Genomic DNA, 13,095 nt, shown 5'->3' with positions numbered 1-13,095 from the left:
GCGGCGCTGACAGGCGTTCAGGGCGCCAGCAGCTGGATGCGCCGCTGGATGCGCGCCGCCTCGTCCGCAGCGCCCGCGGCCTGGGCCTGTCGCAGCTGCACGCCCAGCCAGGCCAGCACCGGCCGGCGCCAGCCGCGTTGCGAAGCGGTTTCCACCGCGTCCGCTACCACCGCCGGTGACGCGGCCCCGCGCTGCAGCAGCACACCGGCCGCGATCAGGCGCGACAGCGGGTCCTCAATGTCGCCCAGGCTGGCCGGCGCGGTGCCCACCAGGCCTCGGTGCGCCGGCGGCAGCAGGGCCGCGTCGGCCGCCGTCGCCTGGCCGGCCAGGTAGCGCGCATAGGCCTGCTCGGCGGGTGCGGCGTCGGCAACCAGCGCCTCGTAACCCGCGCAGGGCTCGAACACCAGCGCCGCCACGCGGGTGGCGCAGCGCGTCAGCTCCAGCCGCGCCAGCAGCGCCGGTTGCGCGGTGCGCGCCACCTCGCCGCGCGCGCGCAGGAACTCCACCTCTTCCACCTTGCTGTTGCCACTGAGCCAGGCCTCCGCCGCGCGCTCGGCGCTGCTCCTGGCGTTCATCTGCCAGTCGGGCGGCGGGGGCGTGCTGCTGCAGGCCACCAGGAGCGAGGCACAGCAGAGCCAGAGGGCGCTTCGAAGTGTCATGTTCATTTGAGCTGGATTTCGGCGTCGCGCTTGAGCGGCCACAGGCGGTTGACCTCGTTGATCAGCGACTCCACCTTGCGCAGGCTGGCGTCGACCTCGGCGCGCAGCAGGTGCAGGTCGGTGGTGGCCTCGCGGGTGTTGGCGGTGATGGCCTGCGCGTCCACCAGCAGCTTGTCCACCTTCTGCAGGCTCACGCGCGCGTCCGCCAGCAGGCCGTCGAGCTGCTTCACCGTGCCGCGCGCGTCCTGCACCAGGCCACCCTGCGCCGTGCCGCCGGGGCCGGCACCCTGGCCGAACACCTGTTTGTCGGCGTTGGCCACCAGGCTGTCGAGCCGGCCGGTGAGCTGGTCCACCCGCGCCAGCAGCGTGTTGGCCCGGTCGATGGCCTCGACCACCTTCTTCGCATCCGCCTCGTTGCCGAACAGCGCGCCCATCGCCCCCTGCGGCCCGTTGAGCTTCGCCGCCGTGCCCTGCAGGTGCACCAGGCTCTGTGGCAGCGGCGCGTCGGCGTTGGTCAGGGCATTGAGGTTGCCAATCAACTCCTTGATGGACGCCACGATGCCCGGGATCTCGGCCGCCGCGTCGCCGCTGAGCACCTGGCGCACCGCGCCGTCTTCCAGCGGTGGATCGGTCAGCACGCCGCTGAAGGCCTTGATCTTGGTGCCGCCAACCAGGGCCTTCTCCATGGTGAAGATGCTGGAGCTGCGCAGCCACTTCGCATCCTTCACCGGCACGTCCACCAGGATCTGCACATTGCCGTCCTCGGCCAGTTCGATGCGCCCCACGCGGCCGATGGGAAAACCGGCGAAGGTGAGGTTCATGCCCACCGACACCCCTTCCGAGTCGGGCGCCACCAGCACCAGCCGCTGGGTGCGCTCGAAGGCGCCGCGCGCGTAGGCCACGTACAGCGCCGAGCCCACCACCAGCAACAGCAGGAAAGCGAGCAGCAGCGCCGCCTTGAACTCCAGGTTCTTCACCGGAGGCGGCGTGGGCTCCGGCGGCGGGACATGGTCGGCAGGGTTCATCGTTGAACGGTCCATGGATCAGTAGTAGTTGCCCAGCAGCGAGGTCACCTCCACCAGCAGCAGCACCGAGAGCAGGCGCGCGAATTCGGAGATGTCGCTCAGGCGGCCGAAACCGCCGGCCTCGTCGCGCCGCGCGCTGGCGGCCAGCGGCACGATGGCCACCGACAGGCTGAAGAACAGGGTCTTGAGGCTGAAGATGAGCACCACGGCCGGCTTGAACACCTGCCCGACCGCGAGTGTGTAGGCCGGCAGCGCCCAGTGCGAGAAGCCGTAGACATTGAAATAGGTGAGCACCAGGGCGATCACGCAGCTCACCGCCGCCAGCAGCAGCACCGAGAAGATGCCCCCCAGCGCGCGCGGCAGCAGCTCGGTGCGCAGCAGGGTCTGCTCCTCGTGCTGCACGCCGCTGCGGTGCTGTTGCGACAGCCGCCTGCGGATGCGCTGGGCCTCGGGCATGGTGTGGCGCAGCGCCACGAACATCGCGGCGTACAACGGAATGATCTCCAGCACCAGGGTGCGCACCAGCACCTCCAGCGCGTACTGCGACAGCCCATAGCTGTAGGCGGTCGCGACCACGATACGGATCAGCACCAGGCTCAGCAGCGCCGACAGCGTGAGGAAGCCGGGCATCAGCGGTGTGGAGGCGCGGTAGATCTGCTGCAGCACCGCGCTGCGCTGCGCGCCCTGCGCGTAGCTCGACGGCGCCAGGGCCAGCACCATCACCTGCGCGCCCAGCAGCAGCACATGCCACCACGAAGCCCAGGAGGCCCGGACACGACGGCCCCAGCCGCCGAGCGAGCGGTCGAGGGCAGTGGAAACGAGCGGTGGACCGGACATTCGGGCGATGATAAAACGGGCCGCTGTAACTGGAGACAACAGGAGATTTCGCCCATGTCCGCCAAGCCCCTGCCCCCGCTCGCCCCCGCCATCCGCCGCCAGACCATAGCCGACGCGCTGCACCGCACCGCCCGGCGCCTGCCGGCCAAGACCGCGATCACCTGCGGCGCCACCAGCTGGACCTACGCCGAATTCGACGCCCTGGTCACGCGGCTGGCGGCAGGTCTGCACCGGATCGGCGTGGGCGAAGGCGACAAGGTGGCGGTGCTGGCGCGCAACTCGCACGGCTTCGCGGCGCTGCGCTTCGCCCTGGCCCGCCGCGGCGCGGTGCTGGTGCCGATCAACTTCATGCTCAAGGCGGAAGAAGTCGCCTACATCCTGCGCCACGCCGGCGCCCGCACCCTGGCCACCGACAGCGGCCTGGCCGGCCTGGCGCGCGAAGCCTCGGCGCTGGAGACCCAGGTGCAGCAGTTCATCTGGCTGCCCAGCGAAGACCCCACCTTGCCGGCGCCGGGCATGCACCGCTTCGACGAGCTGACCGCCTGCACCGACCCGCTGCCGGCCGTGGGCACCCAGAGCCACGACCTGGCGCAGATCGTCTACACCAGCGGCACCGAGTCCATGCCCAAAGGCGCCATGCTCACGCACGACGCGGTGCTCTGGCAGTACGTCAGCTGCGTCATCAACGCCGAGGTGGCCGAAGCCGACCGCACGCTGCACGCCCTGCCCCTGTACCACTGCGCGCAGCTGGACGTGTTCTTCGGCCCCGCCATCTACATCGGCAGCCGCAACGTCATCACCGGCAAGCCCACGCCCGACCACCTGCTGGCGCTGCTGGAACAGCACCAGATCACCAGCTTCTTCGCACCGCCCACGGTCTGGATCGCGCTGCTGCGCTCACCGCTGTTCGACGCAGACAAGCTCAGGCACCTGGCCAAGGGCTACTACGGCGCGTCGATCATGCCGGTGGAAGTCTTGAAGGAACTGGCGGCGCGGCTGCCGAATGTTCGCCTGTGGAACCTCTACGGCCAGACCGAGATTGCGCCGCTGGCGACCATGCTGGCGCCCGAGGACCAGCTGCGCAAACCGGGCTCGTGCGGCAAGGCCGTCATCAACGTCGAGACCCGCGTGGTGAACGACGACATGCAGGACGTGGCCGTGGGCGAAGTCGGCGAGATCGTGCACCGCTCGCCGCACCTGATGCTCGGCTACTTCAACGACCCCGAAAAGACCGCCGCCAGCTTCAGCGGCGACTGGTTCCACAGCGGCGACCTGGCCACCATCGACGCCGAGGGCTACATCACCGTCGTCGACCGCAAGAAGGACATGATCAAGACCGGCGGCGAAAACGTCGCCAGCCGCGAGGTGGAAGAAATGATCTACCGCCTGCCCGCCGTCAGCGAGGTGGCGGTGATCGGCCTGCCCGACCCGAAATGGGTGGAAGCGGTCACCGCCGTGATCGTGGTCAAGGCCGGACAGTCATTGACCGAGGACGAGGTGATGGCGCATTGCAGCGAACACATGGCGCATTTCAAATGCCCCAAGCGCGTGGTGTTCGCTGAGGCGCTGCCGAAGAATCCGAGCGGGAAGCTGTTGAAGCGGGAATTGCGATCGCGGTATCAGCCATGACAGGTCGATACCGTGCCGCTTGCCCTGTTCACAAGGTGAGCCTCACAGAGGCCAGACGTAAAACCCAATGCCTTCGTATTGGTAGAGATGAGACAACGAGGACTGGATATAGGCCACTTCAGCGGAAGAGTAGGAATAAAAATGCGAGCCGGTCGGCTTGTACATGAATCGATGCAATGGAATGGTTCCTGCAGCAGGAGCAGCAGAGGCATACCATGCAACGCCTTCGAGCACGAAATATGGAATACCGTCTACGATATTCTTTTCTGCCTGATTGATGGTGTAGAAATAGGCCCCATTCCTCGTGTTCCGAAACCGATAGACCGGCAACATTCCGGCCTCAGCCGCCGGCTTAACTTTGAATGCAGCACGCTCGTATTGGTACGATGGAATGGCACCCAAAACAATGTCACGCTCAGCGGTATTGCCAGTGAACAGATGGATGCCGTTGAACAGGTTGTAAAACCTGAAAACAGTTCCAGCCTCAAAGGAAGGCGGCACCAGAGCGGTGTATGCATTGAGCAAACCCGCACCGCACTGCGGGCATGACGCAGGAAACGGTTTTGAACCCAGTTTGAGCCGCGCAGCAACCTGGTTGGGCGTCAACGCAGGGTTTTGAGCGAGCAGCAGGGCAGCGACACCCGCAACGTGAGGCGCCGCCATGGATGTGCCATAGTAGTTGGCATACGCAGGTCCTACAGGTGAAGTGGTTCCACTGTTGACCGTGGAATAAACAAGGCTGCCTGGGGCCGCCAACCCGACGTGAGGGCCAAAATTGGAATAGCTGGCAATGCCTCCCGAAGAAGTCGTCGCAGAGACAGCAATGACACCCTCACAATTGGCAGGCTGCGCATTCACGGTGCTGACGCTGTCATTGCCCGCTGACACCACGACCGTAGCCCCCCGGCTGCGCGCGCTGTTGATCGCCGCCTGGAATGTATTGGAACAGACACCCTCGCCACCCAGTGACATATTGATCACTGACGCCGCATGGGTATTGACAGGAACACCCGCCACGCTGCCGCCGGCCGCCCAGACAATGCCATCAGCGATGTCCGAAGCATATCCCCCGCACTTCCCCAACACACGTACGGGAACCACTTTGGCACCAAAAGCAACGCCAGCACCGCCTGTGGAGTTGTTGGTCACCGCCGCAATGGTCCCTGCAACGTGGGAGCCATGCCAGCTGGAATCCTCTTCAGGGCAACCTTCAAAAAATCCGCCGAACGTTAACCCCACAGAATCCGCGTAGGCCACCCAGTCACCAGGATCCGACGGATCGCTGTCGCGCCCCGTTCCATCATTTCCCACCCATGCATGAGAAACAAAATCGTAGCCACCGACCCTGTTGGCATCAAGATCAGGATGGCTGGTGATGCCGGTGTCCAGCACCGCGACCCGCACACCAGTCCCCTGGCTGATATCCCAGGCAGCGGGCAGATTGACCCCTCCAACCCCGGCCCCGTAGTGCCATTGGAAAGATGAATAACCAGGGTCGTTCGGCACAAACTGACGGCGCATCCAGGCATCGGGCTCGACATACTCCACCGCCGGATCTTTGGCGATTTCCTGAATCAACTCTTTGAGCCGATTTTGGGAAAGAGGAGCACTCTGCTTCAGCAGATAGGCACCCGTGGCCAACGGCTTGTCAAAGTACAGGGTAATGCCAAACTTGTTGGCCGACGCGCTGGCGTTGCCAAACCCCAAGCCTGCGGCATTTTGACCTGCATGTTGCAGAGTCAGTTTTTGACCACTCAACTGTCCCGTTTTGTACTTGATGATGATGCCACCCTGATTGAGTGGTCTGGATTGGACAGAACGGTCAACCTGGGGTTGCGCCTCCTTGCCACCTGCATAAGCCCCATGAGCAAAAAAAACCGCAGATGTCAATACAAGAATATGCGACAGGATTTGTTTCTTCTTCATAAATTCCCTACTCCCTACACCCAATATCAGAGATATGGCCTATGGTTAGACAATGCGCAAACGACTTGAAAAGTCATTTGCATGATCGAAAAATGCAGCATCATGCGATGCATGTACGGACATCATTCACCAACTTTAGTTTACTTTTTGTTTCATAACCGGTCAAGGCGTGCGTTGCAGAAAACCCTCGCCTGTGTTCCTCCAAATGTCGGGGGCTATACACACTGAGGCAGGAAACAATCTGAGAGGCACTCAGTGCTCGGGCTGCCCAGGGATGGTCTGCAAAACCCCGCGCCAGGGGCGCCGATGGACGCGCAAGCGAGAGTTCCTGGACGAGATGAACCTGGTGGTGCCGTGGGCCGGGCCGGTGTCGCTGATCGCGCCGCACGCGCCCAAACCCAGCGCCAAAGGCGGACGCCCGCCGTTTGCCGTTGAGACCATGTTGCGCATTCACTTCCTGCAGCAGTGGTCCAACCTCTCCGACCCCGCAATGGAAGAGGCGCTGTACGACATGGCGCTGTTCCGCGAGTTCGTGGGACTCGATGCCGGTGAAGACAACCTGCCCGACGAGAGCTCCATTCTTCGGTTTCGCCACCTCAGTGGCACTTCGGAATGAAGGCCCACATGGATGTGGATGCGGAATCGGGACTGGTGCACAAGGTGGTGGGCACGGCGGCCAATGTCAACTGGCACGTGGCCATGCGGCCGGGCAAGCGCAAGGTGCTGTACAAGAGCACGCCGATGGGCGCGATCAAGGATCCGCTGGGGCAGGTCAAGGCGCACATCCGGGCCAAGGTCGAACACACGTTCACGCTGTTTGCACTGTCTAACCTGTAAATGAGCCCTGCGAGGCGCAAACCGCCGTCATCTGAAATCACGGACATCAACTCACGCTGCGGCGGGTGTTGCGCAGACCTTCCCTAAGCTGCCGGGCATCAGCAAGCGCGGAGACACGTATCTTCGAACGCTTTGTCAGGCACTGCTTGAACGCGACGAACGTTGACAAACACTCCCGTTCCTTCGGTGGCACCTTGAACGAGGCCGTCAGCCCTTTGACGCCGCCAGCACCCCACGCAGAAACGAGCTGAGCTCGGCTTCAGTCCCCAGCTCGTCCAGCAGCCGCACGGCCTGTCTCAGATCCCGCTCGGCCCCCAGCCGGGTCTGGACTTCGGTGGCCGCCTTGGCGAGGCCCTTGGTGCGCCGGGCGGGCAGCAGGTCGCGCAGTATCTCGGCCACGTAGCGCACCCGTTTGGCCTGGATGCGGACGCGGTGGTCTTTTTCCAGGTCCGCAGGCGCCCGCCGGCTGGCTTTCAGTGCAGCGTCCAGGCGGCGGCGCAGCTTGCGGATGCGCTTGCGCGCCCAGGGGGTGTCGTATGCACCCGCTGCGGTCTGCGCTGTGGCCAACTGGAAGAGCCCCTGCGCCAGTGCCAGGAGGGTCTGGCCGGTTCCCGGCGCGGCCAGGGCATCCCGCAGCCGCCTGCGCTGCGCCCGGCGCGCCTCGTCGATGCGTTCGAGTGCGACATCGGCGATTCGCTGGCGCTGAGCATCTTCGTCAACAAAGGCGGGCAACCAGCGCCCCAGGGTGTCGACGCGCAGCACGTCCAGGTCGCGCATCCGGCCCAATTCGGCCAGCAGGGGCCGCAGGCCGTCGGCATCGGGCCGGCCGGGCAGCCAGGGCGCGAACAGCCGGACCGCGCTGCGCCAGCGCCGCCAGCCGACGCGCGCCTGGTGCACCACCTCGGGGTCGTCCGACACCAGCACAGTCGCAAGGTTGCGGCTGAAGTGGTCGAAGCAGGCCGACAGCGCCTGGGCCCCCGCCTGCTGCGGCCCGGTGCCCGGCGAAAGATGCAAAGCCTGGGCCGGCGAGGCTTCGCGGGGCAGGCCCTGCGCCAGCCGGTAGCCGCGCTCGGCCTTGCTCTGGTCAAAGGGCAGGACCGCCACCTCGGACGCGACCTGCTGCGCCAGATGGAACAGGGCCTCGGACGGCCCCTGCAGCAGCTCGAACTCCAGCTCCAGGATCGGCTCCGACCGGCCGCAGGCGGCGATCTCGCCGATGTCCAGCGCGACCTCGATGGTTGCGCCCTGGTAGCGGTGCAGGGTCCAGACGGTGCGGCGGCAGCGGGTCTCGAAGCACGGGGCCAGCTGGCCGAACAGGCGGCCGTCGGGATCCAGATCGGTCCAGGGCGTCTCGCGCAGCGCCTCCGCGTCGAGCCGGCCGGAGGGCTGGCGGCTCTCCCACTCGCCGCGGCGGCTCAGTCCGCCCCGCGAAATGCCCGCCGACTTGAAGGTCTGCACCCATTCGCCACGCACCGTCGCCGCGTTGGCGTTGGCGCGCCAAGGGGAGTCCGAGATGCAGCGCAGGCGCAGCGCGTGCCGTTGCTGATGCAGTTGCTGGTCCGGCGTGTCGAAGTAGATGTTCCACAGCCAGTGGGTGGTCTGCCGGCGCCGCGCCAGCGCGCCGAGCCGGCGCAGCCGCTCCTCGATGACCGTGGGCTGTGCCCCTGGCAGCAGCAGCTTGAGTTCGGTTTCGGCGTGGGCCATGCGGCTGTTTCCTTGAGAGAGGGAGAAAGCGCTGAGCAGCCTACGCCGACAAGGCCCAGGCCACAGCCTCCCGCACCACCGGGTCGGGGTGCGCGGTGTGCGCGGCCAGCGCAGCGCGGGTGACCGGCTCGTCGGCCTGCCGCAGCGCATTGCCCATCGCCACCGCGATGTTCCGCAGCCAGCGCGCGTGGCCGATGCGGCGGATCGGGCTGCCTTCGGTGCGGCGCAGGAACTCTTCTTCGCTCCAGCCGAACAGCTCGACAAGGGTTGCGCCGGTCAGGCCCTCGCGCGGGTCGAAGTCGGGCAGCGGGCTGCGCTGCGCGAACTTGTTCCAGGGACAGACGAGCTGGCAGTCGTCGCAGCCGTAGATGCGGTTGCCGATCAGCGGGCGCAGGCTCTCGGGAATCGGGCCGTCGTGTTCGATGGTGAGGTAAGAGATGCAACGCCGCGCGTCGAGACGGTACGGCGCGACGATGGCCTGCGTGGGGCAGACGGCCATGCAGGCGCTGCAGGAGCCGCAGTGGTCGCTGACCGCTGCGGTTGGTGGCAGGGCGAGGTCGAGGTAGATCTCGCCGAGAAAAGCCATCGAGCCACCCTCTCGGCTGAGGATCAGTGTGTGCTTGCCGCGCCAGCCCTGGCCGCTGCGGCGTGCAAGCTCGGCTTCGAGCACGGGCGCCGAGTCGGTGAACACACGGTGACCGAGCGGGCCAACGGCGGCCCCGATGCGCTCGGCCAGTTGCTGCAGGCGGCTGCGCAGCACCTTGTGGTAATCGCGCCCCCGGGCATAGACCGAGACGATGGCTTCTCCGGGCCGCTGCAGGCGGGCCAGCTCCTGTTCCGTCCAGTCCTCGGGCGTGTACCGTGGCAGGTAGTCCATGCGCGCGGTGATCACGCTCACCGTGCCGGGCACCAGCTCGGCCGGCCGCGCGCGCTTCATGCCATGGCGCGCCATGTAGTCCATGCCACCGTGAAATCCGGCCGACAACCAGGCCGAAAGGCCCGGTTCGGCGCTTGAGAGGTCGACGCCGGCCACCCCGATTTGGGAGAATCCCAGTTCCCGGCCCCAGGCCTGAACCTGAGTGATCAGTTGAGCAGCATCGAATCCGGATCGCATCGTCCGCTCATTGTAGGAACGCCCTCCCCCGACGGCGCGCGCTGGGACGGGCGCTGGCTGGACGAGACGGGCACCGCCCACTTTGCGCAGCGACTGGCCGCCAGCCCGGCGATCACCAACGCCACGCTGACGCTGGCCGGCGACCTGGGCGCGGGCAAGACCACCTTCGTGCGGCACCTGCTGCGCGCGCTGGGCGTGCAGGGGCGCATCAAGAGCCCGACCTACGCCGTGGTCGAGCCGCACCGCGCCGAGGCCGGGCCGCACGGCGCGCTGTCGGCCTGGCACTTCGATTTCTACCGCTTCGGCGACCCGCGCGAGTGGGAAGACGCGGGTTTTCGGGAACTGTTTGCGAGCCCCGGCCTCAAGCTGGTGGAATGGCCCGAGCGCGCCGCCGGCCTCATGGGCGCGGTGGACGCGGCACTGACCATCGGGCCGGAGGAAACGCCCAGTGACGACACCGACCTCACCGACGGCCCGCGCCAGGTGACGATGCAGGCCTTCACCGACACCGGCCGGCGCCTGCTGGCAGCCCTGAACACATGACCCGACCGACGCCCCACCCCGACCGCCGCCGCCTGCTGCAGGCCGGCGCGCTGGTGCTGCTGATCGGCGCGCCGCACCTGGCGCACGCGGGGCGTGTGGTGGCGGTGCGCATCTGGCCGGCGCAGGACTACACGCGCGTGACCATCGAGTCCGACGGCGAGCTCAAGGCACAGAAAACCACGGTCGACCAGGCGTCGCGCCTGGTGGTCGACATCGAGGGCATCGACCTCATTGAAGGCATGCGCGATCTGGTGGGCAAGCTGCAGAGCGACGACCCGAACATCGCGGCCATCCGCGTCGCCCCGGTCAGTGCCAACGTCGCGCGGCTGACTGTGGACCTGAAAAAACCAATCAAGCCGCAGGTGTTCAACCTGGAACCGGTCGCCGCCTACGGCCACCGGCTGGTCCTCGACCTCTACCCGGTGCAGACGGTCGACCCCTTCGAGGAACTGATCCGCCAGCACACGGCCGCGGTCGACGAATCGGCCCGGCGCGCCGCCGAGCTGCTGGGTGCCGAGCTGCGGGACATGCCAGCCACGCCAGCGGACGACCCGCTGGCCGACCTCATTGCCCGCCACGACAAACCGGCACCTCCCAAGGCACCCGGCGCCACCGCCGGCAAACCCGCCCCGGCCGGTGAGCCGAAGGCATCACCCGGCAAAAAAACCGAGCGACTCATCATCGTGGCGCTCGACCCCGGCCACGGCGGCGAAGACCCGGGCGCCATCGGCCCTGGCGGCACGCAGGAGAAAGACGTGGTGCTGCAGGTGGCCCACCGCCTGCGCGAGCGCATCAACGCGACCACGGTCAACGGCAACCCGATGCGCGCCTACATGACACGCGACGCCGATTTCTTCGTGCCCCTGGGCACGCGGGTGAAGAAGGCGCAGCGGGTGCGCGCCGACCTGTTCATCAGCATCCATGCCGACGCCTTCATGACGCCACGCCCGCAGGGCGCAAGCATCTTTGCGCTCAGCACCAAGGGCGCCAGCAGCGCGGCCGCGCGCTGGATGGCGAACAAGGAAAACGCCGCCGACCTGGTGGGCGGCATCAACGTCAAGTCCAAGGACGCGACCGTAGCCCGCACGCTGCTGGACATGAGCACCACGGCCCAGATCAAGGACAGCCTCAAACTGGGCGGCGCGATGCTGGTCGAGGTAGGCCGCGTGGGCAAGCTGCACAAACCGCGGGTGGAACAGGCCGGCTTCGCGGTGCTCAAGGCGCCGGATATTCCCAGCGTGCTGGTGGAAACGGCCTTCATCAGCAACCCCGACGAAGAGGCCCGGCTGCGCAGCGAGGCCTACCAGAACCAGCTGGCCGACGCCCTGCTCAAGGGCATTGTCAAGTACTTCGCGGCGAATCCGCCGCTGGCGCGCGTGCGCAGCGTCTAGGCCCGGGGCCTTGGCTACACTGCCTCGTTTTTCAAAGGGAGTGTCCATGCGCCGCCGCTTGTTCTGGTCTTTTCTCGGTATCACCCTGCTGCTGGGAGGTTGTGCCACGGTCGATACCGCCGCTGTCAAATCGAGAACCGATGGCAAGAAGCTGGTCGTCGCCTCGACCGTAGACAGCAAGCTGACGCTGCTCTGGGTCGGCACCACTGCTTTCAATATTGAGCAGCAGGTGCTGGACAAGCCGGAGTGGGCGTTACCAGAGACCTTGGTCCAGCACGTGGTGAAGAAACTGCAGGCGTCTGGCCGACTCTCCGAAGTGACTCGTTCGACACCCGCGGGGAGCGAACGAAGCGAAGTCCTCAAGTCCATTGGCAATGGACCTGACCTGGCGCTGCTGCTGACCAACGGTGTGGCGCCAGATCCGCTGTATCAGACCAATCAGGTGATGCGCGGTTTTGGTGTGTTTCAGCGCTCCGCACTGGGCATGAAGCTCAACTCCTTGCCACACGCTGCCATCAAGGCCGAACTGGTCGACCTGAAATCTGGCGAAACCATTGCCACCTACACCACATCAAGCTTCGAACTGCAGAAGTACTCGCTGGGCGCGGGCGCGGCGATCGACACCGACAAGGTAGAGATGGTCCAGCAATCTCTGACCCGACTCACCGATCAGGCCAGCAACGAGCTGCTCAAGACGTTCGGGTTCCAGTGACGCCCTGATTCAACATGGGCAGGCCTGATCAGGCCTGCCCCGCCGCAGCCCGGGCTTTCTCCGCCTTCGCGGCGCGCCAGCCGCCGAAGATGGCGATCAGGCCCGGCACGAAGATCAGCGCCCAGATGATCTTGGACAGGTTGGCCTGCACCCAGGGCAGGTTGCCGAAGAAGTAGCCCGCGGCCGTCAGGCCGATCACCCAGATGACGGCGCCCACCACGTTGTAGGCGGTGAACTTGCTGCGCGTCATCTCGGCCACGCCCGCCACGAAGGGCGCGAAGGTGCGGATGAAGGGCATGAAGCGCGCCAGGATGATGGTCACGCCGCCGTAGCGCTCGTAGAAGTTGTGGGCCTGGTTGAAGGCGTTCTTGTTGAAGAAGCGCGAGTTCTCCCACTGGAACACTTTCGGCCCGAAGTAGCGCCCGATGCTGTAGTTGGTCTGGTCACCCAGGATGGCGGCGGCCAGCATCAGTCCCGCCGCGATCGACCAGTCCATCAGCCCGGCGCCGCACAGCGCACCCACGATGAACAGCAGCGAGTCGCCCGGCAGGAAGGGCATGACCACCAGGCCGGTCTCGACAAAGATGATGAGGAACAGCAGGGCATACACCCAGGCGCCGTAGGCTTGTACGAAGGCCTGCAGGTGCTTGTCCACGTGCAGGATGAAGTCGATCAGGTAGAGGGCGAAATCCATAGCCCGCGATTATCCCCGGGCGGT

At 66.1% G+C, this 13,095-nt stretch carries 11 protein-coding genes and 1 pseudogene; 5 read left to right on the top strand and 7 right to left on the bottom strand.

Annotated elements, in window-relative coordinates; all coding sequences use genetic code 11:
- Positions 1-17: 17 nt before the first annotated feature.
- From HPS01S_RS02710 to HPS01S_RS02700, 3 genes are read right to left on the bottom strand one after another with little or no spacing between them, the layout of a single operon-like run.
- Positions 18-659 carry a hypothetical protein gene (locus tag HPS01S_RS02710; protein WP_066150754.1) on the bottom strand — a complete coding sequence of 214 codons (642 nt, stop codon included), beginning with the start codon at positions 657-659 and terminating at the stop codon, positions 18-20.
- A gap of 2 nt (positions 660-661) precedes the next feature.
- Entirely contained in the window at positions 662-1,699 is a 1,038-nt protein-coding gene (locus tag HPS01S_RS02705; protein ID WP_255284136.1) for an MlaD family protein, read from the bottom strand.
- A 3-nt stretch (positions 1,700-1,702) separates the two neighbouring features.
- Complete coding sequence (locus HPS01S_RS02700) at positions 1,703-2,521, bottom strand: MlaE family ABC transporter permease (RefSeq protein ID WP_084396967.1); 819 nt, start codon at positions 2,519-2,521, stop codon at positions 1,703-1,705.
- A 54-nt stretch (positions 2,522-2,575) separates the two neighbouring features.
- On the opposite strand from HPS01S_RS02700, the gene HPS01S_RS02695 reads away from it, so the two are divergent.
- A complete protein-coding gene (locus tag HPS01S_RS02695) occupies positions 2,576-4,150 on the top strand; it encodes an acyl-CoA synthetase (protein WP_066150749.1) in 1,575 nt (524 codons plus the stop codon).
- Positions 4,151-4,192: 42 nt separating this feature from the next.
- On the opposite strand, the gene HPS01S_RS21410 is transcribed toward HPS01S_RS02695, so the two are convergent.
- A complete protein-coding gene (locus tag HPS01S_RS21410; RefSeq protein WP_084396965.1) occupies positions 4,193-6,076 on the bottom strand; it encodes a S8 family peptidase in 1,884 nt (627 codons plus the stop codon).
- A 274-nt stretch (positions 6,077-6,350) separates the two neighbouring features.
- Here HPS01S_RS21410 and HPS01S_RS21405 point away from each other — a divergent pair.
- Positions 6,351-6,913 (top strand): annotated as a pseudogene (locus HPS01S_RS21405) (transposase).
- Between the two features lie 207 nt (positions 6,914-7,120).
- On the opposite strand, the gene HPS01S_RS02680 reads toward HPS01S_RS21405, so the two are convergent.
- Together HPS01S_RS02680 and queG are read right to left on the bottom strand one after the other, a co-directional pair.
- Positions 7,121-8,617 (bottom strand): CYTH and CHAD domain-containing protein, encoded by a 1,497-nt coding sequence (locus tag HPS01S_RS02680; protein WP_066150740.1) that lies wholly within the window; start codon positions 8,615-8,617, stop codon positions 7,121-7,123.
- Between the two features lie 40 nt (positions 8,618-8,657).
- Positions 8,658-9,731 carry a tRNA epoxyqueuosine(34) reductase QueG gene (gene queG, locus HPS01S_RS02675; protein ID WP_066150977.1) on the bottom strand — a complete coding sequence of 358 codons (1,074 nt, stop codon included), beginning with the start codon at positions 9,729-9,731 and terminating at the stop codon, positions 8,658-8,660.
- Between queG and tsaE the strand changes: the two genes are divergently transcribed.
- Genes tsaE through HPS01S_RS02660 form a run of 3 tightly spaced genes read left to right on the top strand, consistent with a single transcriptional unit; the run spans position 9,714 to position 12,377 of the window.
- Positions 9,714-10,274: a tRNA (adenosine(37)-N6)-threonylcarbamoyltransferase complex ATPase subunit type 1 TsaE gene (gene tsaE / locus HPS01S_RS02670; RefSeq protein ID WP_066150974.1), complete on the top strand. Its 561-nt coding sequence runs from the start codon at positions 9,714-9,716 to the stop codon at positions 10,272-10,274. The genes queG and tsaE overlap by 18 nt on opposite strands.
- The gene (locus HPS01S_RS02665; protein ID WP_066150737.1) at positions 10,271-11,665 is read left to right on the top strand and encodes an N-acetylmuramoyl-L-alanine amidase; all 1,395 of its coding nucleotides are present in this window, start codon (positions 10,271-10,273) and stop codon (positions 11,663-11,665) included. The genes tsaE and HPS01S_RS02665 overlap by 4 nt, the downstream gene beginning before the upstream one ends.
- A 46-nt stretch (positions 11,666-11,711) precedes the next feature.
- Positions 11,712-12,377 (top strand): hypothetical protein, encoded by a 666-nt coding sequence (locus HPS01S_RS02660; protein WP_066150734.1) that lies wholly within the window; start codon positions 11,712-11,714, stop codon positions 12,375-12,377.
- Positions 12,378-12,405: 28 nt separating this feature from the next.
- On the opposite strand, the gene HPS01S_RS02655 is transcribed toward HPS01S_RS02660, so the two are convergent.
- Positions 12,406-13,071, bottom strand: coding sequence for a DedA family protein (locus tag HPS01S_RS02655; protein ID WP_066150731.1), 666 nt, complete (start codon positions 13,069-13,071; stop codon positions 12,406-12,408).
- Positions 13,072-13,095 lie beyond the last annotated feature (24 nt).

The sequence above is a fragment of the Hydrogenophaga pseudoflava NBRC 102511 genome, from assembly GCF_001592285.1.
Taxonomy (GTDB): domain Bacteria; phylum Pseudomonadota; class Gammaproteobacteria; order Burkholderiales; family Burkholderiaceae_C; genus Hydrogenophaga; species Hydrogenophaga pseudoflava.
Note: the sequence above shows the minus strand (reverse complement) of the source record. Positions and strands in the feature narration are given on the sequence as shown.

Excerpts from the sequence above, each read along its gene's own strand:
- HPS01S_RS02700 (WP_084396967.1), bottom strand. The coding sequence starts at position 2,521 with ATGTCCGGTCCACCGCTCGTTTCCACTGCCCTCGACCGCTCGCTCGGC.
- HPS01S_RS21410 (WP_084396965.1), bottom strand. The coding sequence starts at position 6,076 with ATGAAGAAGAAACAAATCCTGTCGCATATTCTTGTATTGACATCTGCG.
- queG (WP_066150977.1), bottom strand. The coding sequence starts at position 9,731 with ATGCGATCCGGATTCGATGCTGCTCAACTGATCACTCAGGTTCAGGCC.
- HPS01S_RS02695 (WP_066150749.1), top strand. The coding sequence starts at position 2,576 with ATGTCCGCCAAGCCCCTGCCCCCGCTCGCCCCCGCCATCCGCCGCCAG.
- HPS01S_RS02655 (WP_066150731.1), bottom strand. The coding sequence starts at position 13,071 with ATGGATTTCGCCCTCTACCTGATCGACTTCATCCTGCACGTGGACAAG.
- HPS01S_RS02680 (WP_066150740.1), bottom strand. The coding sequence starts at position 8,617 with ATGGCCCACGCCGAAACCGAACTCAAGCTGCTGCTGCCAGGGGCACAG.
- HPS01S_RS02710 (WP_066150754.1), bottom strand. The coding sequence starts at position 659 with ATGACACTTCGAAGCGCCCTCTGGCTCTGCTGTGCCTCGCTCCTGGTG.
- HPS01S_RS02660 (WP_066150734.1), top strand. The coding sequence starts at position 11,712 with ATGCGCCGCCGCTTGTTCTGGTCTTTTCTCGGTATCACCCTGCTGCTG.
- HPS01S_RS02705 (WP_255284136.1), bottom strand. The coding sequence starts at position 1,699 with ATGGACCGTTCAACGATGAACCCTGCCGACCATGTCCCGCCGCCGGAG.
- HPS01S_RS02665 (WP_066150737.1), top strand. The coding sequence starts at position 10,271 with ATGACCCGACCGACGCCCCACCCCGACCGCCGCCGCCTGCTGCAGGCC.